This is a genomic window from Cedecea sp. VD22 (assembly GCF_037150195.1).
In the GTDB taxonomy this organism is placed as follows: Bacteria; Pseudomonadota; Gammaproteobacteria; order Enterobacterales; family Enterobacteriaceae; genus Cedecea.
The window spans coordinates 1-21,510 of the sequence record NZ_JBBCPX010000003.1 but is presented as its reverse complement, the minus strand read 5'-3'; the positions used below and the strand labels follow the sequence as shown (position 1 = coordinate 21,510).

Annotated in this window: 25 protein-coding genes; 18 read left to right on the top strand and 7 right to left on the bottom strand. The window is 54.1% G+C overall.

Annotated elements, in window-relative coordinates; all coding sequences use genetic code 11:
* Nucleotides 1-233: 233 nt before the first annotated feature.
* The 3 genes from ppiA (at nucleotide 234) to argD (ending at nucleotide 2,805) form a co-directional block, all read left to right on the top strand.
* Complete coding sequence (gene ppiA / locus WFK85_RS08435) at nucleotides 234-806, top strand: peptidylprolyl isomerase A (RefSeq protein ID WP_008457067.1); 573 nt, start codon at nucleotides 234-236, stop codon at nucleotides 804-806.
* A gap of 125 nt (nucleotides 807-931) precedes the next feature.
* Nucleotides 932-1,495 carry an aminodeoxychorismate synthase component 2 gene (pabA, locus tag WFK85_RS08430; RefSeq protein ID WP_336706439.1) on the top strand — a complete coding sequence of 188 codons (564 nt, stop codon included), beginning with the start codon at nucleotides 932-934 and terminating at the stop codon, nucleotides 1,493-1,495.
* Nucleotides 1,496-1,584: 89 nt separating this feature from the next.
* On the top strand, nucleotides 1,585-2,805 hold the full coding sequence (argD, locus tag WFK85_RS08425; RefSeq protein WP_336706437.1) for a bifunctional acetylornithine/succinyldiaminopimelate transaminase: 1,221 nt from the start codon (nucleotides 1,585-1,587) through the stop codon (nucleotides 2,803-2,805).
* 2 nt (nucleotides 2,806-2,807) lie between these two features.
* Here argD and WFK85_RS08420 read toward each other — a convergent pair whose 3' ends face one another.
* Nucleotides 2,808-4,892 (bottom strand): YccS/YhfK family putative transporter, encoded by a 2,085-nt coding sequence (locus WFK85_RS08420; protein ID WP_008457073.1) that lies wholly within the window; start codon nucleotides 4,890-4,892, stop codon nucleotides 2,808-2,810.
* A gap of 62 nt (nucleotides 4,893-4,954) precedes the next feature.
* Nucleotides 4,955-5,587, bottom strand: coding sequence for a cAMP-activated global transcriptional regulator CRP (gene crp / locus WFK85_RS08415; protein WP_003852956.1), 633 nt, complete (start codon nucleotides 5,585-5,587; stop codon nucleotides 4,955-4,957).
* A 312-nt stretch (nucleotides 5,588-5,899) separates the two neighbouring features.
* Between crp and WFK85_RS08410 the strand changes: the two genes are divergently transcribed.
* Nucleotides 5,900-6,304, top strand: a complete 405-nt coding sequence (locus WFK85_RS08410) for an OsmC family protein (protein ID WP_336706434.1) — start codon at nucleotides 5,900-5,902, stop codon at nucleotides 6,302-6,304.
* A gap of 36 nt (nucleotides 6,305-6,340) precedes the next feature.
* Here WFK85_RS08410 and WFK85_RS08405 read toward each other — a convergent pair whose 3' ends face one another.
* The 3 genes from WFK85_RS08405 to WFK85_RS08395 all read right to left on the bottom strand — a co-directional run bounded on the left by WFK85_RS08405 (nucleotide 6,341) and on the right by WFK85_RS08395 (nucleotide 8,537).
* Nucleotides 6,341-7,210: a phosphoribulokinase gene (locus tag WFK85_RS08405; protein ID WP_008457077.1), complete on the bottom strand. Its 870-nt coding sequence runs from the start codon at nucleotides 7,208-7,210 to the stop codon at nucleotides 6,341-6,343.
* A gap of 90 nt (nucleotides 7,211-7,300) precedes the next feature.
* Entirely contained in the window at nucleotides 7,301-7,519 is a 219-nt protein-coding gene (locus WFK85_RS08400) for a YheU family protein (protein ID WP_008457083.1), read from the bottom strand.
* A gap of 1 nt (nucleotide 7,520) precedes the next feature.
* Entirely contained in the window at nucleotides 7,521-8,537 is a 1,017-nt protein-coding gene (locus WFK85_RS08395) for a hydrolase (RefSeq protein ID WP_166994605.1), read from the bottom strand.
* A 60-nt stretch (nucleotides 8,538-8,597) separates the two neighbouring features.
* Between WFK85_RS08395 and WFK85_RS08390 the strand changes: the two genes are divergently transcribed.
* Nucleotides 8,598-9,200, top strand: coding sequence for a LysE family translocator (locus tag WFK85_RS08390; RefSeq protein WP_008457089.1), 603 nt, complete (start codon nucleotides 8,598-8,600; stop codon nucleotides 9,198-9,200).
* A gap of 41 nt (nucleotides 9,201-9,241) precedes the next feature.
* On the opposite strand, the gene WFK85_RS08385 is transcribed toward WFK85_RS08390, so the two are convergent.
* Nucleotides 9,242-11,146 carry an ABC transporter ATP-binding protein gene (locus WFK85_RS08385; RefSeq protein WP_336706432.1) on the bottom strand — a complete coding sequence of 635 codons (1,905 nt, stop codon included), beginning with the start codon at nucleotides 11,144-11,146 and terminating at the stop codon, nucleotides 9,242-9,244.
* A 124-nt stretch (nucleotides 11,147-11,270) separates the two neighbouring features.
* Between WFK85_RS08385 and kefG the strand changes: the two genes are divergently transcribed.
* From kefG to slyD, 4 genes are all read left to right on the top strand, one after another.
* Nucleotides 11,271-11,822 carry a glutathione-regulated potassium-efflux system ancillary protein KefG gene (gene kefG, locus WFK85_RS08380; RefSeq protein WP_008457093.1) on the top strand — a complete coding sequence of 184 codons (552 nt, stop codon included), beginning with the start codon at nucleotides 11,271-11,273 and terminating at the stop codon, nucleotides 11,820-11,822.
* Nucleotides 11,822-13,627, top strand: a complete 1,806-nt coding sequence (gene kefB, locus WFK85_RS08375; protein WP_336706430.1) for a glutathione-regulated potassium-efflux system protein KefB — start codon at nucleotides 11,822-11,824, stop codon at nucleotides 13,625-13,627. Before kefG ends, kefB begins: the two co-directional genes overlap by 1 nt.
* A gap of 11 nt (nucleotides 13,628-13,638) precedes the next feature.
* Entirely contained in the window at nucleotides 13,639-13,839 is a 201-nt protein-coding gene (locus tag WFK85_RS08370) for a YheV family putative zinc ribbon protein (protein ID WP_016538480.1), read from the top strand.
* 98 nt (nucleotides 13,840-13,937) lie between these two features.
* The gene (gene slyD, locus WFK85_RS08365) at nucleotides 13,938-14,522 is read left to right on the top strand and encodes a peptidylprolyl isomerase (protein ID WP_008457098.1); all 585 of its coding nucleotides are present in this window, start codon (nucleotides 13,938-13,940) and stop codon (nucleotides 14,520-14,522) included.
* Between the two features lie 51 nt (nucleotides 14,523-14,573).
* On the opposite strand, the gene WFK85_RS08360 is transcribed toward slyD, so the two are convergent.
* Nucleotides 14,574-14,792: a protein SlyX gene (locus WFK85_RS08360; protein WP_008457099.1), complete on the bottom strand. Its 219-nt coding sequence runs from the start codon at nucleotides 14,790-14,792 to the stop codon at nucleotides 14,574-14,576.
* A gap of 230 nt (nucleotides 14,793-15,022) precedes the next feature.
* Here WFK85_RS08360 and fkpA point away from each other — a divergent pair, with 230 nt between their 5' ends.
* The 9 genes from fkpA to WFK85_RS08315 all read left to right on the top strand — a co-directional run.
* Nucleotides 15,023-15,850, top strand: coding sequence for an FKBP-type peptidyl-prolyl cis-trans isomerase (gene fkpA / locus WFK85_RS08355; RefSeq protein ID WP_008457100.1), 828 nt, complete (start codon nucleotides 15,023-15,025; stop codon nucleotides 15,848-15,850).
* A gap of 339 nt (nucleotides 15,851-16,189) precedes the next feature.
* Complete coding sequence (locus WFK85_RS08350; RefSeq protein WP_008457101.1) at nucleotides 16,190-16,918, top strand: helix-turn-helix transcriptional regulator; 729 nt, start codon at nucleotides 16,190-16,192, stop codon at nucleotides 16,916-16,918.
* A complete protein-coding gene (gene tusD / locus WFK85_RS08345; protein WP_166994599.1) occupies nucleotides 16,918-17,304 on the top strand; it encodes a sulfurtransferase complex subunit TusD in 387 nt (128 codons plus the stop codon). The genes WFK85_RS08350 and tusD overlap by 1 nt, the downstream gene beginning before the upstream one ends.
* Nucleotides 17,304-17,663: a sulfurtransferase complex subunit TusC gene (gene tusC / locus WFK85_RS08340; protein ID WP_166994597.1), complete on the top strand. Its 360-nt coding sequence runs from the start codon at nucleotides 17,304-17,306 to the stop codon at nucleotides 17,661-17,663. Before tusD ends, tusC begins: the two co-directional genes overlap by 1 nt.
* 7 nt (nucleotides 17,664-17,670) lie before the next feature.
* Nucleotides 17,671-17,958, top strand: coding sequence for a sulfurtransferase complex subunit TusB (gene tusB / locus WFK85_RS08335; RefSeq protein ID WP_166994595.1), 288 nt, complete (start codon nucleotides 17,671-17,673; stop codon nucleotides 17,956-17,958).
* A gap of 124 nt (nucleotides 17,959-18,082) precedes the next feature.
* On the top strand, nucleotides 18,083-18,457 hold the full coding sequence (gene rpsL, locus WFK85_RS08330; RefSeq protein ID WP_008457105.1) for a 30S ribosomal protein S12: 375 nt from the start codon (nucleotides 18,083-18,085) through the stop codon (nucleotides 18,455-18,457).
* Nucleotides 18,458-18,552: 95 nt separating this feature from the next.
* Nucleotides 18,553-19,023, top strand: a complete 471-nt coding sequence (gene rpsG / locus WFK85_RS08325; RefSeq protein ID WP_008457106.1) for a 30S ribosomal protein S7 — start codon at nucleotides 18,553-18,555, stop codon at nucleotides 19,021-19,023.
* A gap of 93 nt (nucleotides 19,024-19,116) precedes the next feature.
* A complete protein-coding gene (gene fusA, locus WFK85_RS08320; protein ID WP_008457107.1) occupies nucleotides 19,117-21,231 on the top strand; it encodes an elongation factor G in 2,115 nt (704 codons plus the stop codon).
* Nucleotides 21,232-21,302: 71 nt separating this feature from the next.
* A partial coding sequence (locus WFK85_RS08315; protein ID WP_021242225.1) for a GTP-binding protein occupies nucleotides 21,303-21,510 on the top strand: 208 nt, incomplete at its 3' end.

The window sequence follows — 21,510 nt, the reverse complement described above, 5'->3', positions numbered from 1 at the left end:
CGGGCAGATTTTAGTCATTTGCGTGATCTATTTAAATGAATTATGAATTTATTGCTGAAATAAACTGACTGAATCATGAGGTGTGTCACATATTTCAATCTATTTCAGCGTGTTGGCGCGGCAACTCGTTGATTTGCGTGTAAGTAAAAAACCGTAAATGGCTGGCGTCGGCTGCGGTGCCTCTTTACAATCAAGCCACTTGCTTCACTCACTGCCTTCGTAAGGAATTGTTCATGCTCAAATCGACACTGGCGGCTGTTGCAGCTGTATTCGCCCTCTCTGCGCTTTCACCTGCGGCGCTGGCTGCAAAAGGCGATCCGCACGTCCTGTTGACCACCTCGGCTGGCAATATTGAGCTTGAGTTAAATAGCCAAAAAGCGCCGGTTTCGGTCAAAAACTTCGTGGATTACGTCAACAGCGGTTTTTATAACAACACGACCTTCCACCGCGTAATCCCGGGCTTTATGATTCAGGGCGGCGGTTTCACCGAAGATATGAATCAGAAGCAGCCTAACCCGCCTATCAAAAACGAAGCGGACAATGGCCTGCGCAATACCCGCGGCACCATTTCTATGGCGCGCACCGCAGACAAAGACAGCGCCACCAGCCAGTTCTTTATCAATGTGGCCGATAATGCCTTCCTGGACCACGGCCAGCGTGACTTTGGCTACGCCGTATTTGGTAAAGTGGTCAAAGGTCTGGACGTTGCCGATAAAATTTCCCAGGCGCCAAGCCATGACGTCGGCCCGTACCAGAATGTGCCGACTAAACCTATCGTGATTCTTTCCGCGAAGGTCCTGCCTTAAGTATTTCTGCGCGGGCCTCGATCGCCCGCGCTACGCCCTCCCTGAAGCAGAGAATTTCAATAAGTGGTGAGCCTGGCGTTGGAAAGCGACTAGAATAGCGCGTTCTTTTTTGCCCTGGAGCTGCCATGTTACTGCTTATCGACAACTATGATTCCTTCACCTGGAACCTCTACCAGTATTTTTGCGAACTGGGTGAGGAGGTGTTGGTTAAGCGTAACGATGAAATTGGGCTGGACGATATTGAGCGCCTGACCCCGGACAAGTTGGTGATCTCTCCAGGCCCTTGTACCCCGACCGAGGCGGGTATTTCACTTGCCGCCATTAATCACTTTGCCGGGCAGCTACCGATTCTTGGCGTTTGTCTCGGACATCAGGCTATTGCGCAGGTGTTTGGGGCGACTATCGTGCGGGCCGAACAGGTGATGCATGGCAAAACCTCTGCCATCAGCCATAACGGCAGCGGCGTATTCCGTGGGCTGAATAATCCGCTGACCGTGACGCGCTATCATTCGCTGCTCATTGATCCCGATACTCTGCCTGACTGTTTTGAGGTCACGGCCTGGACGGACAAACAGGAAATCATGGGCATCCGTCACCGCTCGCTGGATCTTGAGGGCGTGCAGTTCCACCCGGAAAGTATTCTCAGCGAGCAGGGGCATGCGCTGCTGGCGAATTTCCTCCAGAGATGAATTGTCACTTGCCTGTTTTTGGTTTTTTATGCATATTTCGTGATTATATTTTCATTGGTGTCTAACGCATAACAACGGGTGGGGAATAAATGACAACTGAACAATCAGCGGTTACGCGGGCAACCTTCGATGAAGTGATTCTGCCGATTTATGCACCAGCAGAATTTATTCCAGTGAAAGGGAAAGGCAGCCGCGTGTGGGACACCGCCGGGAAGGAGTACGTGGATTTTGCCGGAGGCATCGCCGTGACCGCACTGGGGCATTGCCACCCTGCGCTGGTGGAGGCGCTGAAAACCCAGGGTGAAACCCTGTGGCACACCAGCAACGTTTTTACTAATGAGCCCGCCCTGAAACTTGCCCGTAAGCTGATTGATGCCACCTTTGCCGAGCGCGTCGTCTTCATGAACTCCGGTACGGAAGCGAACGAGACGGCTTTCAAGCTGGCTCGCTATTATGCTTCGACCCGCCATAGCCCGTACAAAAGCAAAATCATCGCCTTCTACAATGCGTTTCACGGGCGTTCGCTGTTCACCGTTTCCGTGGGGGGACAGGCTAAATACTCCGACGGCTTCGGCCCGAAACCTGCCGATATTATTCATGTGCCGTATAACGACCTCGCGGCGGTGAAAGCGGTCATGGACGATCATACCTGCGCGGTAGTGGTGGAGCCAATTCAGGGCGAGGGCGGAGTGACCGCCGCGACGCCGGAATTCCTGCAGGGGCTGCGCGATTTGTGTGATGAGCACCAGGCGCTGCTGGTCTTTGATGAAGTGCAGTCCGGCATGGGCCGCACGGGTGAGCTTTTCGCTTACATCAACTACGGCGTCACGCCAGATATTCTGACCAGTGCGAAAGCCCTCGGAGGCGGTTTCCCGGTGAGCGCAATGCTGACCACCCATGAAATTGCCTGCGCGTTCCACCCAGGCAGCCACGGTTCTACCTACGGCGGCAACCCATTGGCCTGTGCGGTGGCCGGGGCGGCTTTCGATATCATCAACACGCCGGAAGTCCTCAAAGGTGTGGCGGACAAACGTCAGCTTTTCGTTGAACAACTGCAAAAGATAAACGCACAGTTCGATCTGTTCAGCGACATTCGCGGCATGGGGCTGTTGATTGGCGCAGAGCTTAACGAGAAGTACAAAGGGCGCGCCCGCGAGTTTCTCTACGCTGGCGCGGCAGAAGGTGTGATGGTATTGAACGCCGGGCCGGACGTTATGCGCTTCGCGCCTTCGCTTATTGTCGAGGACGCGGATATCCTGGAAGGGATGCAGCGCTTCGCCAAAGCGGTTGCCAGCGTGGTAGCCAGCTAAGGCTAACCCGAGCGTCGCAGACGGCGGTTGAGCCAGATCCCATGATGAGGCCGCTGGCGCCAGGCGACCGAGGAGATGGTATGCATGGTGTTCAGGTGGCCAATAATCCGCTGTAAATGCTGCTCCATGGTGCTTAACGGCCCCGTGGGCAGCGTGTCCGATTCCAGGATATTCGTGTCGTTCGACCCGCCAGGCCCGTCATACTCCAGCCTTTGCTGGCACCGCTGTAACCCAATCTCACAAGACTGTAGATATTTCTGCGCCAGGTCCGGCGTCAGCATGTTGTGTTCGCGCGCCAGCGTGGTCATGGCGTTGATATGCTCGACGATGAACTGGCTGTGCGTCACCCAAAGTTTCATGTCTGCCAGGTAGTGGGAGTTAAAGCCTGGCTCCTGCATCGCCTGATTGAGCGAGTTGAACAGCGCATTGTGCGCCTGGTTGACCCGCATACGCTGCCAGGCCAGCGGCGTGGGCTCTGGATCGTTGCTTAGTATCAGCCGAATAGCGTCCTGGTCTGCCTCCAGCGCGTCGTGGGCGTTCTGGCGCAGCAGGCCGGTTTGCCACTGTGGCCACAGCCAGATCATGCCGCCAAAGGCGATCAGGCAGCCAAGCAGAGTGTCTATCAGCCTGGGAATAATGTAACTCTCGGCGCTGAGGGTGATGAGCTGCAGGGTATATACCGCCGTGACGGTGAAGCCAATGGTGGCCCAGCCGTAGCTTTTGCGGATAAACAGGTAACTCACCAGCGTAATCATTAACATCGCCAGCAGGGTGTAGCTGTCCGGGACATGAAAGTGCAGGGTGATACCCGCGATACATAGCCCCGCCATGGTACCTGCCGCCCTGTGAACAATGCGCACCCGCGTTGCGCCGTAGCCGTTTTGCGTCACGAACATCACCGTCATCAGGATCCAATATGGCTTTGGCAGGTGTAAGAAGGAGCCCAGCAGGCTGGCAATGGTCAGCATCACACCTAAGCGCGCGGAGCTGCGCAAAGCGGAGGATTTAAACGAGAGATAGCTTTTCAGGGCCGGGAAAAACGGTAAACGGCGTTCCCTGTCCTCCATTAAATCCCTCACGTACAGCGGCCGCTGGGTTTTCAGTACCCGGGCAATGCGGCTGAAGTGGTAATGGCAGAACTGCCCCACTGGATTGTCCGGATTCTGGCGGGCGATTTTTTCCAGGGCGTCGATCTGCTTATCCATGGTAAAGCGCGTTGGATAGCGGTGGTAAAGAATATCGTCTGCCAGCACGCGCAGGCGCGCGGCGATGGTTTGAGCATTCCAGCGGATCACGGCTTCCGCATGGCTTTGCTCGACCAGTTTTTGCACCTCTTCAGGCTGATGCAGGCTAACCGAAATGTGTTCCTGCAGATCCAGCGCAACCTGGAAAGCGCGTAACAGACGCTTGTAGCCGTTTTGCTGGTTGGCCGATAGCATATGTAGCTGCTGGTAGCAGGTAGTGATCAGGTCGACGGCTTTTTGCTGGCGGGCCAGCAGCGGCGGCAGCGCTTTTTCCGGGTCGGTATGCTGGGTCAGCAGGCTGTACTTTGCTTCGCAGTAATCTGCCAACTGGCGGTACAGCAGGCTGAGCGACTCCCTGAGCGGTTGTTCACGCCATAGCCGGAACCAGAACCAGTTGAAGGCGCCGTACCAGATGGTGCCGAAGATATAGAGCACCATGGGCTTCCAGATCGGCATATTCCCGGCCATGCTGAGCGTAAAAATAGCGGCGATCAGCGATGCGGGCAGCAGTCGGGCGTGAAGTGAGCTGATTTCTGCCGTCACGCCGAGCAGCAGAGCCATGACGATCAATATCGCCGGCAGCGGGATGTGGGTGTAAAGCAGCAGAAGCTGCAGGATAAGGCTGCTGAGAGCGAACAGGCTGCCGCCGATGATCAATCGTTTGAAGAAGCGCTTGTGCGGCGTGTCCAGCCCGGCAATGTTGCAGCAGGCGGGAACTAACGAGAAGAGCAGACCGTTTTGCAGGCTGCCAAGCAGCAGGCCGACAGCCACGGGAAGACACAGCACCAGCGTTTGCCGCAGCGCGTAGTTAACTTCCGGGTGGTAAATTAATCTCTTCCACATAGCCTGAATTGTAGAGACAAAAAAGGCGTGTTACCGAAGCGACACGCCTTTATAAGGGCTAATTAACGGGTGCCGTAAACGACAATCGTTTTACCGTGGGCGGAAATGAGGTTCTGATCTTCCAGCATTTTCAGAATACGGCCAACGGTTTCGCGGGAGCAGCCCACGATCTGACCGATTTCCTGGCGGGTAATTTTGATTTGCATCCCGTCCGGGTGGGTCATGGCATCCGGCTGTTTAGCCAGGTTCAGCAGCGTCTGAGCAATGCGGCCGGTCACGTCGAGGAAGGCGAGGTTGCCAACTTTCTCAGAAGTTACCTGCAGGCGGCGCGCCATCTGGGAAGAAAGGCGCATCAGGATGTCCGGGTTGACCTGAATCAGCTGACGGAATTTTTTATAGGAAATTTCAGCTACTTCACAGGCTGACTTGGCGCGAACCCAGGCGCTACGCTCCTGGCCTTCTTCGAACAAACCTAATTCACCAATGAAATCACCCTGATTCAGATAAGAAAGGATCATCTCCTTGCCTTCTTCATCTTTAATCAGAACAGCTACGGAGCCTTTGACGATGTAGTACAGCGTCTCCGCCTTTTCACCCTGGTGAATCAGCGTGCTCTTCGACGGATACTTATGAATGTGGCAATGAGACAAGAACCATTCGAGAGTCGGGTCTGTTTGCGGTTTGCCAAGCACCATGCGCGGTTATCCTCTGTTATAAACTGGCTACCAAAGACAAGACGCGGAACCTCTTGTCTGGCGTTGCAATCGTGAAATTTTCCCAAGCCCTGGGAGCTGGCGGGCAGGTTAACCCTGCGGCCTGTAATTAGTCGTTTCCTCTGCTTACGGCATAAACGTCTCTGTATCGCAGCAGCATCCGGATTGTTTTAGCATAGCTTTTGGTTAGTGTCTTGTATTGTCTCGTTTCAGCATGACCTGGATCGCCTTACGTTGCCAGTTTTCACGTAGACGCGTAATCTGAAAGAAATTTTTATTACGGGAGTAGGTAAAATGCAGGCACGTGTTAAATGGGTGGAAGGCATGACCTTCCTCGGCGAATCCGCTTCTGGCCACCAAGTTCTGATGGACGGGAACTCCGGGGATAAAGCGCCAAGCCCGATGGAAATGCTGCTGATGGCCGCGGGCGGTTGTAGCTCGATTGACGTGGTGTCGATTCTGCAAAAAGGCCGCCATGATGTGACGGATTGTGAGGTGAAACTGACTTCCGAACGTCGTGAAGAAGCACCTCGTCTGTTTACCCGCATTCATTTGCATTTTGTTGTGACCGGGAAAGGGCTGAAAGAAAGTGCGGTTGCCCGCGCCGTTGAGCTGACCGCAGAGAAATATTGCTCGGTGACGTTGATGCTGGAGAAAGCCGCAGAGATTAGCCACAGCTACGAAATTATTGAAGCCTAAGTAGAAAAGGGCGGTATACACACCGCCCTTACGCCATCAGGCAATTTTCCTGCCTTCTGCCAGCCGCTGCACCAGCGGGGCCATGATCAGCTCCATCGCCAGCCCCATTTTCCCGCCCGGTACCACCAATGTATTGATGTGGGAGATAAACGACCCCTGCAACATCGCCAGCAGATAAGGGAAGTCGATGTCGTCCAGCCCACGGAAGTGAATGACCACGAAGCTTTCGTCCAGCGACGGAATGGCTCGCGCGGCAAACGGGTTAGAGGTGTCTACCGTCGGAACGCGCTGGAAGTTGATATGGGTACGTGAGAACTGCGGCGTAATGAAGTTGATGTAATCGTCCATGGAGCGCACTACGGAATCCATCACCGCTTCCCGTGAATGGCCGCGTTCGCTGGTATCGCGCACCAGTTTCTGAATCCATTCCAGGTTAACGATGGGCACCACGCCTACCAGTAAATCGACGCAGTCGGCGACGTTATGTTGAGGGGTGACTACACCGCCGTGCAGGCCTTCGTAAAACAGGACGTCAGTGGGCTCCGGGAGCGGCTGCCAGGGCGTAAAAGTGCCCGGCACCTGGTTCCATGGCACCGCTTCATCGTAGGTATGCAGGTATTTACGCGCTTGCCCTTTGCCGGTCTGGCCGTATTCGATAAAGGTTCGTTCCAGTAACCCGAAGTCGTTGGCGTCTGGCCCAAAGTAACTAATATGGCGGCCAGCATCGCGTGCTTTGCGGATAGCCATGTCCATTTCCGGGCGGGTATAGCGGTGGAAACTGTCGCCTTCAACTTCAGCGGCGCGCAGGTTGAGCTGTTGGAAAATCTTGCGGAAAGCGAGACTGGTGGTCGTGGTGCCGGCGCCGCTGGAACCTGTGACCGCAATAACCGGGTGTTTGGCTGACATAGGGTGAAAACTCCGTGAGGGATCGGAAAAGAGATCTGTATCTGCTTGTTATACTTTTCAGCCAGTATAGATCACCCTGCCAGTCAGCGGTCAGCCGCGAAACTGCCCGCGCGGCATAATGTTCACCGTTTCATGGAGTTCAGACCAAACCAGCACGGCCTCGCCGCTTTGTAACTGGCGCTTCACGTCGGCGACTTTTTGCGTCAGCGAGCGCTCCTGCTCACCATAATCGGTGCCTTCCCGTAATACAAAAGATTCAATCAAATTGTCGAGCGTTTCAGGGTCGAGATCTTGCCAGGGAATGATCATTTCAGTGGTCCAGGAAGCGGGTTAGCCAGTCGGGAATGCGCTGCTCAAGCCACATCTGTGGGCGCAGCAGAGTCCCGCCGACAAAGCCAACGTGGCCGCCGTAAGTCGTGAGCTGGTAGTGGATATTGGGTGGCAGCGTTTCGCGATCCGGGATGACGTGGTGATCCATAAACGGGTCGTCTTTGGCGTGGATAATCAGCGTCGGAGCGGCAATTTCCGGCAAAAGCGGCATGGCGCTGCACTGGCGATAGTAGTCCAGCGCGTCGGCAAAGCCATGGATCTTCGAGGTGATTAAGTCATCGAACTCGCGAATGCGGCGCAGGCTTTTCAGCTTGCGGAGGTCGATAGGCAGCGAGCCAGGGTAGCTCTTCAGCTTACGGGCGGCATTTTTCTTCAGCAGATTCAGCAGGTAATGCTGATAGACGCGCGAGAAGCCCTGCTCCATGTGGTAGCAACACTGCTCAAGCATCAGCGGGGCGGAAACAATCACGCCGGCTTTCAGCGTGCAGGCAGCGCCCTGTTTTGCCATCAGGCAGGCGAGCATGTTCCCACCCAGCGAAAAACCAACTGCGGCGGTGGGGACTTCACCGTAGCGCTGGTTTAACCATTCGAGGAAGTAAGTACCGTCTTCGGTTTCGCCGGAGTGATAAATGCGTTCTTTACGGTTCGGCACGCCGCTGCAGCCGCGAAAATGCATCACCACGCCCAGCCAGCCGCGTTTTTTTGCCGCTTCTATCATGCCGTGAGCATAGGGGCTGTGGAGGCTGCCTTCGAGTCCGTGAAACACGACCAGGCGAGGTTTGTGCGTAGCGGTTTGCGGATCTTCGCTCCACGCAAGATCGACAAAATCCCCGTCCGGCATATCCAGCCGCTGCCAGTGGGGTTTGAAATTGATTCGACGACGAATCAAACGTGGGATCATGGTTTGCAGATGCGGGTTACTGAGTCCGCGCATCGGGCGGAAATCGTCACCTTCATCATGATGAATATTCAATTCTAAAGGACTTGTACTGGCCATATCACACTGTTAGTTTCGTTTAGTTCGCTAATTATTCTTCGGGTGTGGAGCACCCAATTCATGGACTTAACGCTTTTTCTTTCGATGCTGGGCTTTCTCTGGGTCGCCGCCATCACACCTGGCCCTAATAATACGCTACTTACCGCATCCGGGGCGAATTACGGTTTCTTCCGCAGCCTGCCGCTGATGATTGGCATCATGCTTGGGATGCAGTGCATTTTAGTGCTTGTTGCCTTCGGCGTAGGCAGCTTAATACTGCTTTACCCCGCTCTGCACCTTATCCTGAAGATTGCCGGGAGCGTTTACCTTTTGTGGCTAGCCTGGAAAATTGGCACCGCGAAATACGAGCGCCTGGAAACGGATGCGGCCCCGCCGTCTCCGGTACCTTTCTGGCAAGGTGGCCTGCTGCAGGTGATTAACCCTAAAGCGTGGCTGATGGCGCTGGGTGCGGTAGCCAGTTTCAGCCTGGCGGGCGCAGCCTACCTGCATTCCGTGGCGATGATTAGCGTAGGGATTGCGCTGGTGAACATTGTGGCCGGGGTTATCTGGATAGCCTTTGGCAGCCTGATTGGCCTGTTCCTGCGCAGCCGTCGCTCCTGGGCTATTTTCAACGTCAGCATGGGCGTGTTAACCGCCGCCTGCGTGCTGCTTATCTGGCGTTGAGGGCAAACCCTCTCCTCGCGAGGAGAGGGAAACGTTCGCGTTTAGTCGGCCTGCAGCATCTGTTCAAGCTGTTCCTGAATATCCAGCCATTCCATCTCGCACTCTTCCAGCGCCGACTTCACTTTTACCTGCGTTTGCAGGCATTCGTTCATCTCGGCTTTACGGCTCTGGTCGTAGATAGCGCTGTCTGCCAGCTTCTCTTCTACTTCTGCAAGCTGAGCGTTCAGCTTTTCCATCTGCTTTTCAAGCTGGGTAATTTGCTTGCGCAGCGGCTGAGTTTGGGTGCGAAGTTCGGCTTCACGGCGCTTCTGGTCCTTGCGGGCCTGGGCGCTGTTGGCGTTATCTTTCGCTGATTCCGCGGGCTGATTCTCCTGTTTTTGCAGGTCGCTCAGCCACTGTTGGTAATCCTCGAGGTCGCCATCGAAAGCTTCCACTTTGCCGTCGTGCACCAGGTAGAGATCGTCCGTGGTGGAGCGCAGCAGGTGGCGGTCGTGCGAAACCACAACCAGCGCGCCCTCAAAGTCGATTAGCGCTTCGGTCAGCGCCTGGCGCATGTCGAGATCGAGGTGGTTCGTCGGTTCATCGAGCAGCAGCAGGTTAGGGCGCTGCCAGACAATCAGCGCCAGCACCAGCCGGGCTTTTTCACCGCCGGAGAAACGTGCCGTTTGTTCCGTGACTTTATCGCCCTGGAAACCAAAGCCGCCCAGATAGTCACGCAGTTGCTGTTCCAGCTCGCGTGGGGCAATACGAGCCAGATGCTGAAGCGGCGATTCATCGGCGCGCAGGTATTCCAACTGATGCTGGGCGAAGTAGCCGAGCTTGATGCCTTTGGCCAGGCCAATGTCACCCTGCAGCGGCTGTAATTCACCGGCCAGCAGTTTGATTAACGTGGATTTCCCCGCCCCGTTTCGGCCCAGCAGGCCAATACGCGAGCCAGGAACAAGGTTCAGCTTGATGGAGTTGAGGATCACTCGCTCACCGTAGCCTGCGCTGACCTTTTCCATCCTCAGCAGTGGGTTGGGAAGGTTTTCTGGCGCACGGAAGCTGAAGTGAAACGGGTTATCGACGTGAGCCGGGGCAATCAGCTCCATGCGCTCCAACATTTTCACGCGGCTCTGCGCCTGCTTGGCTTTGGACGCTTTAGCTTTAAAGCGATCGATAAAGCTTTGCAGGTGGGCCACTTTTTGCTGCTGGCTTTCGTACATCGACTGCTGTTGAGACAGGCGAGTTGCGCGCTGGATCTCGAACGACGAATAGTTGCCGGTGTACTCGAACATATTTTCCTGTTCGATGTGGATAATTTTATCGACCACCGGATCGAGGAAGTCCCGGTCGTGAGAGATAAGAATCAGGGTGCCCTGGTAGCTTTTCAGCCAGCGCTCCAGCCAGATGACCGCGTCCAGATCGAGGTGGTTGGTTGGTTCATCGAGCAGCAGCAGGTCGGAACGGCAAATCAGCGCCTGGGCAAGGTTAAGACGCATGCGCCAGCCGCCCGAGAAATCGCTTACCGGGCGTTCCAGCTGTTCATTGCTGAAGCCCAGACCGTGCAGCAGGCTGGAGGCGCGTGAGCGAATGGTCCACGCATCGACCGCGTCCAGCTTGCCGTGCACCAGCGCAATGGCGTGACCGTCGTTGCGTTCGTTGGCGACGTCTAGCTCGGCTTCCAGCTTGCGGAATTCACGGTCGCCGTCGATCACATACTCTATCGCCGGCATCGCAAGGGCTGGCGTTTCCTGATTCACCCAGGCAAGCTGCCAGTTGCCGGGAAAGCTTGCGCTCCCGCCATCGGCGCTTATCTCGTTTTTCAGCAACGCCAGCAGCGTGGATTTCCCACAGCCGTTTTTACCCACCAGGCCGACTTTTTGCCCGGGGTTGATGGTGGCGGTGGCGTTATCCAGCAGAACGCGGGTGCCGCGACGAATTTGTAACGAGGAGAAAACAATCATAAAGCGCCGTATGTTCAGAGTATGTTAAATTGTCATTGTAATTCGTTAACATGTCGCCTTGGCAACAGGTCGGGCTGCATGGTAGCCCAAAATAATGACTATGACGACGCCCTGGAGGGTAATGATGTCGCAGCCGCCGAAAGTTTTGCTGCTGTATGCCCATCCGGAATCCCAGGACTCGGTGGCAAACCGGGTTTTGCTTCAGCCGGCTCTGCAGCTTGAAAATGTGACCGTGCACGATCTCTACGCGCACTATCCCGATTTCTTTATCGATATTTATCACGAACAGTCATTGCTGCTGGAGCACGATGTCATTGTTTTTCAACACCCTCTTTATACCTACAGCTGCCCTGCGTTGCTGAAAGAGTGGATGGATCGCGTCTTAAGCCGGGACTTTGCCAGCGGCATCGGAGGCAACGCGCTGGCGGGAAAGTACTGGCGCAGCGTGATCACCACCGGCGAGCCGGAAGGGGCCTATCGCTATGACGGCTATAACCGCTTCCCCTTAACCGAAATTTTACGACCTTTTGAGCTCACCGCGGCGATGTGCAAGATGCACTGGCTGATGCCGATTATCGTTTACTGGGCTCGCCGCCAGTCTAAGCCGGAGCTGCAAAGCCACGCGAAAGCTTATGGTGAGTGGCTGGCGAATCCGTTGCCGATGGGAGGCCGTTGATGGAAGGTTCTGATTTACTGTTGGCGGGGGTGTTGTTTCTCTTCGCGGCGGTTGTTGCTGTCCCGGTTGCCGCACGTTTAGGTATTGGCGCCGTGCTGGGCTATTTGCTGGCAGGTATCGCTATTGGCCCCTGGGGCTTAGGGTTTATCAGCGATGTTGATGAAATCCTGCATTTCTCCGAACTGGGCGTGGTGTTCCTGATGTTTATCATCGGGCTGGAGCTGAATCCGTCGAAGCTATGGCAACTGAGGCGCTCTATCTTTGGCGTTGGGGCGGTGCAGGTGATTCTCAGCGCGGTGGTGCTCGCGGGTCTGCTGATGCTGACGAATTTCTCCTGGCAGGCGGCAGTGGTGGGCGGCATCGGCCTTGCGATGTCTTCCACAGCGATGGCGCTGCAGCTGATGCGGGATAAAAGCATGAACCGCAGCGAATCCGGTCAGCTAGGCTTTTCGGTCCTTCTGTTCCAGGACCTGGCGGTGATCCCGGCGCTGGCGCTGGTGCCGCTGCTGGCCGGGAACGGCGACGATCATACCGACTGGATTAAAGTCGGCCTGAAGGCGTTGGCGTTTATCGGCATGCTATTGGGCGGGCGCTATCTGCTTCGCCCGGTTTTCCGCTTTATTGCCGGGTCCGGGGTGCGTGAAGTCTTTACCGCGGCTTCGTTGTTGCTGGTCCTTGGCTCGGCGCTGTTTATGGATGCGCTTGGGTTCTCTATGGCCTTGGGGACGTTTCTGGCTGGCGTGCTGCTGGCGGAAAGTGAATATCGCCACGAGCTTGAGATTGCTATCGATCCGTTCAAAGGCCTGCTGCTGGGGCTGTTCTTTATCTCTGTTGGCATGGCACTGAATCTGGGCGTTTTGTTCACCCATTTACTGTGGATTGCAGTGAGCGTGGTTGCGCTGGTGGCGGTGAAAGCCACCATTTTGTATGGCCTGTCGCGGGTGTATGGTTTGCGCAGCTCTGAGCGGCTGCAGTTTGCGGGCGTGCTAAGCCAGGGCGGAGAGTTTGCCTTCGTGCTGTTTTCCGCGGCGGCCTCACAGAAGCTGTTCCAGGGCGATCAAATGCCGCTGCTGCTGGTCACGGTTACGTTGTCGATGATGACCACGCCGCTGCTGATGAAAGGTGTGGATGCGATTCTTGCCCGGCGCTTTAATCCGGGCGAGGAAACAGAGGAGACGCCTTACGTTGAGGACGATCATCCGCAGGTTATCATCGTCGGATTTGGGCGTTTTGGTCAGGTGATAGGCCGCCTGTTGATGGCGAATAAGATGCGTATCACCGTTCTTGAACGGGATATCAGCGCCGTAAGCCTGATGAGAAAATACGGTTATAAAGTGTATTACGGCGATGCGACGGAAGTGGAACTGTTGCGTTCGGCGGGAGCGGAAGAGGCCAAATCCATTGTTATCACCTGCAATGAGCCGGAAGATACGATGCGGATAGTCCATCTCTGTCAACAACACTTTCCACATCTTGCCATACTGGCGCGTGCTCGCGGCCGCGTAGAGGCACATGAATTGTTGCAGGCCGGCGTTAAACTGTTCTCGCGTGAAACCTTCTCCAGCGCCCTTGAGCTTGGGCGTAAGGCCTTGCTCACGCTGGGTATGCATCCTCACCAGGCGCACCGGGCTCAATTACATTTCCGCCGACTGGATATGCGTATGCTGCGTGAACTGATGCCAATTCACACGGACAGTGCGCAGATTTCCAGGGTGCGGGAAGCCCGGCGTGAGCTGGAAGATATTTTTGAACGTGAAATGCAGCAAGAGCGTCGGCAGCTGGACGGCTGGGACGAATTTGAATAAGGGTGAAGCCAATGTCAGTGCGTAAGCGTTTTATTGCCGGGGCCGTTTGTCCCAAATGCCAGGCTAAGGATTCTCTCGCGCTGTGGCGCGAGAACAACGTTGATATCGTTGAGTGCGTAAAGTGTGGCCATCAGATGCGAGAGGCCGACAAGCAGGTTCGCGAGCACGTTCGCGAGCAGGAGCAAGTGATAGGGATTTTTCATCCCGACTAGCGAGATGGAGCAGCTTTTTTTAAGCTAGAGGGTACAGCGGCGCAGATTTCCGCTACAATCGGCGCCAGTTTTTTCCCTACGCTCGTTCAGGAGATATCATGAAAGTAGCAAAAGACCTGGTGGTCAGCCTGGCCTATCAGGTACGTACAGAAGACGGTGTGTTGGTCGATGAGTCTCCGGTGAGCGCGCCGCTGGACTACCTGCACGGTCACGGCTCCCTGATTTCTGGCCTGGAAACGGCGCTGGATGGTCACGAAGTTGGCGACAAGTTTGACGTTGAAGTGGGCGCGAACGACGCTTACGGTCAGTACGACGAAAACCTGGTGCAGCGCGTACCGAAAGACGTCTTCATGGGCGTTGACGAGCTGCAGGTTGGTATGCGCTTTATGGCGGAAACCGATCAGGGTCCAGTGCCGGTCGAAATTACCGAAGTGGAAGACGAGCACGTTGTGGTTGACGGTAACCACATGCTGGCCGGCCAGAACCTGAAATTCAACGTGGAAGTTGTTGCTATCCGCGAAGCGACCGCTGAAGAGCTGGCCCATGGCCACGTTCACGGTGAGCACGACCATCATCACGACCACGATCACGAGGGTTGCTGCGGTGGTCACGGCCACGATCACGACCATGGTCACGAGCATGGTAAAGGTGGTTGCGGTAACGGCGGCTGTGGTTGCCACTGATCGCTGTGAAAGAAAAAAGGCCGCATTAGCGGCCTTTTTTACGTCTGTTATTCAGTAATGCGGCGGCGGCGTCTCTTCGGACTCTGAAGCGATCATCGACGGCTGGCTGGCCTTGAGCTTTTCAACCAGCAGACGGAAATGTTCGCGAAGTTTGACCATCTCAAGCTCGTGCGCCGTCACGGTCTGGTTCAGCTCTTCAATCGTAATCTCCTGAAAGGCAAGACGACTCTCGAGATCTTCCAGCCGTTGTTCGGTGGATTTAGTGTGCATGGCGGTTCCTCTTTTGCCTGCGCGATGGACAATATGCGGTGATTTTACTGAAAATGACCCAGCTTTACAGCGCAGAAGCACGTTGAAGGAAACTTCTTTAAACAAAAAGAATCTCAATTTGACTCGATAACTCGCTGAGAGATTGTGTAGATTTCTTTCACGACGTTATAGTACGTCACTTAGCTTATTTGAAACCCTGGGGTGAGAGGCCCCGGCCCTTGGAGAGATGGATGAAATCATTATTTAAAGTAACGCTTCTGGCGACCACAATGGCCGTTGCCCTTAATGCCCCTGCTTTTGCGGCGCCTGCTGCAGCGAAAGATGCACCTGCGGCTCAGGCTGACAGCAAAGCGGCCTTTAAGAACGACGACCAGAAAGCCGCCTATGCATTAGGCGCATCGCTCGGGCGTTACATGGAAAACTCCCTGAAAGAGCAGGAGAAACTGGGGATCACCCTGGACAAGGCTCAGCTGATCGCGGGCGTACAGGATGCGTTTGCGGATAAGAGCAAACTGTCTGACCAGGAAATCGAACAGACTCTGCAGGCGTTCGAGACTCGCGTAAAAGCCTCCGCTCAGGAGAAAATGGAGAAAGACGCTAAAGAGAACGCGGACAAAGGTAAAGCCTTCCGTGATGCTTTCGCCAAAGAGAAAGGCGTTAAAACGTCTTCTACCGGCCTGATGTATAAAGTTGAGAAAGACGGTACCGGTGATGCGCCGAAGGATACCGATACCGTTGTGGTTAACTACAAAGGTACGCTGATCGACGGTAAAGAGTTTGATAACTCCTATACCCGCGGTGAGCCACTGTCCTTCCGTCTTGATGGCGTGATCCCAGGCTGGACTGAAGGCCTGAAAAACATCAAGAAAGGCGGCAAGATCAAGCTGGTTATTCCACCAGAGTTGGCTTATGGCAAAACCGGCGTGCCGGGGATCCCTGCCAACTCTACGCTGGTGTTTGAAGTTGAACTGCTGGACATTAAACAAGCGCCAAAAGCTGACGCTAAGCCAGCCGCTGCTGCAGATGCTAAAGCCGCTGACGCAGCCAAAAGCAAGTAATTAGCAGGTCGTTTGAGCCGCCGCCCACCGGGCGGCGGTTTTGTTTTTGGCACCAGCGTTTATTCCCCCCACGCGTAATGAGGAGAATAAAGACTGGAAAGCACATCTTACGTTGTATTACCTTAGCGGGCAGCGTTTCAACCGAGTATGAGTCTGCCCTGACACCATCAAAGCGCGACAGGCTCTCTTTAGAGTAAATTGCTGGCAACGTCTTTTATCCATAACACGCTCAATTTGCAGCAATAAAAATAATGGACGAAGTCTGCTGATTTACCCCAAACGCCCGAGAACCCCGTTGTCCGGACGTTTGTCATCAATCTGAGAGGGTGGTATTTTTTCATGTCCAATTCGCTTTTAACCAACGAAACCAGTGAACTTGATTTGCTGGACCAGCGTCCTTTTGAACAAACCGACTTCGAAATATTAAAATCCTATGAAGCGGTCGTGGACGGGTTAGCGATGCTGATTGGCTCCCATTGCGAAATCGTTCTGCACTCCCTGCAGGACCTGAAATGTTCGGCTATTCGTATCGCTAATGGTGAGCATACCGGGCGAAAAATAGGCTCGCCAATTACCGATCTGGCCTTGCGCATGCTGCACGATATGACCGGGGCCGACAGCAGCGTCTCTAAATGCTATTTCACTCGCGCAAAAAGCGGCGTTCTGATGAAGTCGGTGACGATTGCGATTCGCAACCGCGACCAGCGTGTGATTGGTTTGCTTTGCATTAACATGAACCTCGACGTGCCGTTCTCCCAGATCATGTCGACCTTTATTCCACCGGAAACTCAGGATCAGGAAGTGCCGTCTTCGGTAAACTTTGCGTCCTCCGTGGAGGATCTGGTGATGCAAACGCTGGAATTCACGATTGAAGAAGTGAATGCCGATCGTAACGTCTCAAATAACGCCAAGAACCGCCAGATAGTGCTCAACCTCTATGAAAAAGGGATCTTCGACATCAAAGATGCCATCAACCAGGTTGCCGATCGGCTGAACATTTCCAAACACACCGTTTATCTCTACATTCGCCAGTTCAAAAACGGCGACTTCCTCGGTCAGGATAAGTAATGCGTTTTGCCTTGATGGTTACTGGCCCGGCTTATGGGACGCAGCAGGCAAGCAGTGCATTGCTGTTTGCCCGGGCGTTGCTGGCGGAAGGACACTCGCTGGAGAGCGTTTTTTTCTACCGTGAAGGGATTTATAACGCCAATCAGTTGACCGCCCCGGCAAGCGACGAAGTTGATCTTGTCCGTGAGTGGCAGAGCCTGAGCGCGCAGCACGGTGTGGCACTGCATATTTGCGTGGCTGCGGCATTGCGTCGCGGTGTGACCGATGAAGAGCAGGCTAAATCTTTGGGGCTCAAGGTGAGTAATCTCCAGCCTGGCTTTACGCTTAGCGGCCTCGGGGCGCTGGCAGAATCCGCGCTTACCTGCGAAAGAATGGTGCAGTTCTAATGAAACGTGTCGCTTTTGTTTTTCGATCGGCGCCGCACGGCTGCACGGCTGGCCGGGAAGGGCTGGATGCATTATTGGCGACGTCGGCCCTGTCAGAAGATATCGGCGTGTTCTTTGTTGGCGATGGCGTTCTACAACTGCTGCCGGGGCAACAGCCTGCCAAAGTGCTGGGCAGGGATTACATCGCCACTTTCCGCATTTTGCCGCTGTACGATATTGAGCAGTGTTTCCTTTGCGCTGCCTCAGTAAGGGAAAGAGGGCTTTCGGGGCAGGCATCCTGGGTTATCGATGCGGAAGCGCTTGAGCCTGATGCGCTTCGGGAAAAACTGAATCAGTACGATGTGGTACTTACCTTCTGAGGCTCCTATGCTGCATACCTTACGTCAGTCGCCCTTCCAGTGTGATATCACCGAGATTCTGCGTTATGCCCAGCCTGGTGACGATTTACTGCTGATTGAAGACGGCGTGATTGCCGCGCTGAATGGCAGCCGGGCGCTTGAATTACTGCTTTCCGCCCCCATTACTGTTAGCGCTCTGCAAGAAGATGTTGAGGCTCGTGGCCTCTCTGCTCAAATTTCGTCCAAAATTGAGCGTGTCGGCTATACTGACTTCGTCAGATTAACGATAAAACATAGCCAGCAGTTCGCCTGGTGAGGGCGGATCGCTGTATATTTCTTGACACCTTTTCGGCTCAGCCCTAAAATTCTGCGTCCTCATATTATATGAGGCCGTTTTATTACGTGTTTACGAAGCAAAAGCTAAAACCAGGAGCTATTTAATGGCAACAGTTAACCAGCTGGTTCGCAAACCACGCGTACGCAAAGTTGCAAAAAGCAACGTGCCTGCGCTGGAAGCTTGCCCGCAAAAACGTGGTGTATGTACCCGTGTATATACCACCACTCCTAAAAAACCAAACTCCGCACTGCGTAAAGTTTGCCGTGTGCGTTTGACTAACGGTTTTGAAGTCACCTCCTACATCGGCGGTGAAGGTCACAACCTGCAGGAACACTCCGTGATCCTGATCCGTGGTGGTCGTGTTAAAGACCTGCCAGGTGTTCGCTACCACACCGTTCGTGGTGCGCTTGACTGCTCCGGCGTTAAAGACCGTAAGCAATCTCGCTCCAAGTATGGCGTGAAGCGTCCTAAGGCTTAATGGTTCTCCGTTAAGTAAGGCCAAACGTTTTAAATTAATGTCAAAATAAACTCTTTGAGTTTTGGACAATCCTGAATTAACAACGGAGTATTCCTATGCCACGTCGTCGCGTGATTGGTCAGCGTAAAATTCTGCCGGATCCTAAGTTCGGATCAGAGCTGCTGGCTAAATTTGTAAATATCCTGATGGTAGATGGTAAAAAATCTACTGCAGAATCTATCGTTTATACCGCGCTGGAAACCCTGGCTCAGCGTTCTGGTAAAAACGAGCTGGAAGCTTTCGAAGTCGCTCTGGACAACGTCCGTCCGACCGTCGAAGTTAAGTCCCGCCGTGTTGGTGGTTCTACTTACCAGGTTCCAGTTGAAGTTCGTCCGGTTCGTCGTAATGCTCTGGCAATGCGTTGGATCGTTGAAGCTGCTCGTAAACGCGGTGATAAATCCATGGCTCTTCGCCTGGCGAATGAACTGTCTGATGCTGCAGAAAACAAAGGCACTGCAGTGAAGAAACGTGAAGACGTTCACCGTATGGCTGAAGCCAACAAGGCGTTCGCTCACTACCGTTGGTAATAAATCCTTCGTAGTGTTACCCAAGCGGGCGCTTCATGAAGCTGCCCGCTTTGGGTTACTTAACTTGAACGTCCCAGGATATAGAGGAATCAAATGGCTCGTACAACACCCATTGCACGCTACCGTAACATCGGTATCAGTGCACACATCGACGCCGGTAAAACCACGACTACCGAACGTATTCTGTTCTACACCGGTGTAAACCACAAAATCGGTGAAGTTCATGACGGCGCTGCAACCATGGACTGGATGGAGCAGGAGCAGGAGCGTGGTATCACCATTACCTCCGCTGCAACTACTGCATTCTGGTCTGGTATGGCTAAGCAGTATGAACCGCACCGCGTAAACATCATCGACACCCCAGGGCACGTTGACTTCACCATCGAAGTAGAACGTTCCATGCGTGTTCTTGACGGTGCAGTAATGGTTTACTGCGCAGTTGGTGGTGTTCAGCCACAGTCTGAAACCGTATGGCGTCAGGCTAACAAATACAAAGTTCCACGCATCGCGTTCGTTAACAAAATGGACCGTATGGGTGCAAACTTCCTGAAAGTTGTAGGCCAGATCAAATCCCGTCTGGGCGCGAACCCTGTTCCGCTTCAGCTGGCGATTGGTGCTGAAGAAGGTTTCACCGGCGTTATCGACCTGGTGAAAATGAAAGCCATCAACTGGAACGATGCAGATCAGGGCGTTACCTTCGAATACGAAGATATCCCAGCTGACATGCAGGACCTGGCTGACGAATGGCACCAGAACCTGATCGAGTCCGCTGCAGAAGCCTCTGAAGAGCTGATGGAAAAATACCTGGGTGGCGAAGAGCTGTCCGAGGAAGAAATCAAGAAAGCTCTGCGTCAGCGCGTTCTGAACAACGAAATCATCCTGGTTACCTGTGGTTCTGCATTTAAGAACAAAGGTGTTCAGGCGATGCTGGATGCGGTAATCGATTACCTGCCAGCACCAACCGACGTACCGGCAATCAACGGTATTCTGGATGACGGTAAAGACACGCCGGCTGAGCGTCACGCAACTGACGACGAGCCGTTTGCTGCTCTGGCATTCAAAATCGCCACTGACCCGTTCGTTGGTAACCTGACCTTCTTCCGCGTTTACTCCGGCGTTGTTAACTCCGGTGATACCGTGCTGAACTCCGTTAAAGCTGCTCGTGAGCGCTTTGGCCGTATCGTTCAGATGCACGCTAACAAACGTGAAGAGATCAAAGAAGTTCGCGCAGGCGACATCGCGGCTGCTATCGGTCTGAAAGACGTAACTACTGGTGACACCCTGTGTGATCCAGATTCGCCTATCATTCTGGAGCGTATGGAATTCCCAGAGCCGGTAATCTCCATCGCCGTTGAACCAAAAACCAAAGCTGACCAGGAAAAAATGGGTCTGGCTCTGGGCCGTCTGGCTAAAGAAGACCCATCATTCCGCGTATGGACTGATGAAGAATCTAACCAGACCATCATCGCCGGTATGGGTGAACTGCACCTCGACATCATCGTTGACCGTATGAAGCGTGAATTCAACGTTGAAGCGAACGTCGGTAAACCTCAGGTTGCTTACCGCGAAGCGATTCGCGCTAAAGTTACCGATATCGAAGGTAAACACGCCAAGCAGTCTGGTGGTCGTGGTCAGTACGGTCATGTTGTTATCGACATGTACCCACTGGAGCCGGGCTCTAACCCTAAAGGTTACGAGTTCATCAACGACATCAAAGGCGGCGTAATTCCTGGCGAATACGTCCCTGCCGTTGATAAAGGCATCCAGGAGCAGCTGAAATCTGGTCCACTGGCGGGTTACCCGGTTGTTGATCTCGGCGTGCGTCTGCACTTCGGTTCTTACCATGACGTTGACTCCTCCGAACTGGCGTTTAAACTGGCCGCTTCTATTGCCTTCAAAGATGGCTTTAAGAAAGCTAAACCAGTTCTGCTTGAGCCTATCATGAAGGTTGAAGTTGAAACTCCGGAAGAGAACACCGGTGACGTTATCGGTGACCTTAGCCGTCGTCGTGGCCAGCTGAAAGGCCAGGAATCTAACGCTACTGGCGTACAGATTCATGCTGAAGTTCCGTTGTCTGAAATGTTCGGGTACGCAACTCAGCTGCGTTCTCTGACCAAAGGTCGTGCATCTTACTCCATGGAATTCCTGAAGTATGATGACGCACCTAACAACGTTGCTCAGGCCGTAATCGAAGCTCGTGGCAAATAAGCCAACGCTTTTAACACAATGATCCCGTGCTCTCTCCACAAGGGGAGGGCACAATAGTAAGGAATATAGCCGTGTCTAAAGAAAAATTTGAACGTACAAAACCGCACGTTAACGTTGGTACTATCGGCCACGTTGACCACGGTAAAACCACTCTGACCGCTGCAATCACTACCGTTCTGGCTAAAACCTACGGTGGTTCTGCTCGTGCATTCGACCAGATCGATAACGCACCAGAAGAAAAAGCTCGTGGTATCACCATCAACACCTCCCACGTTGAGT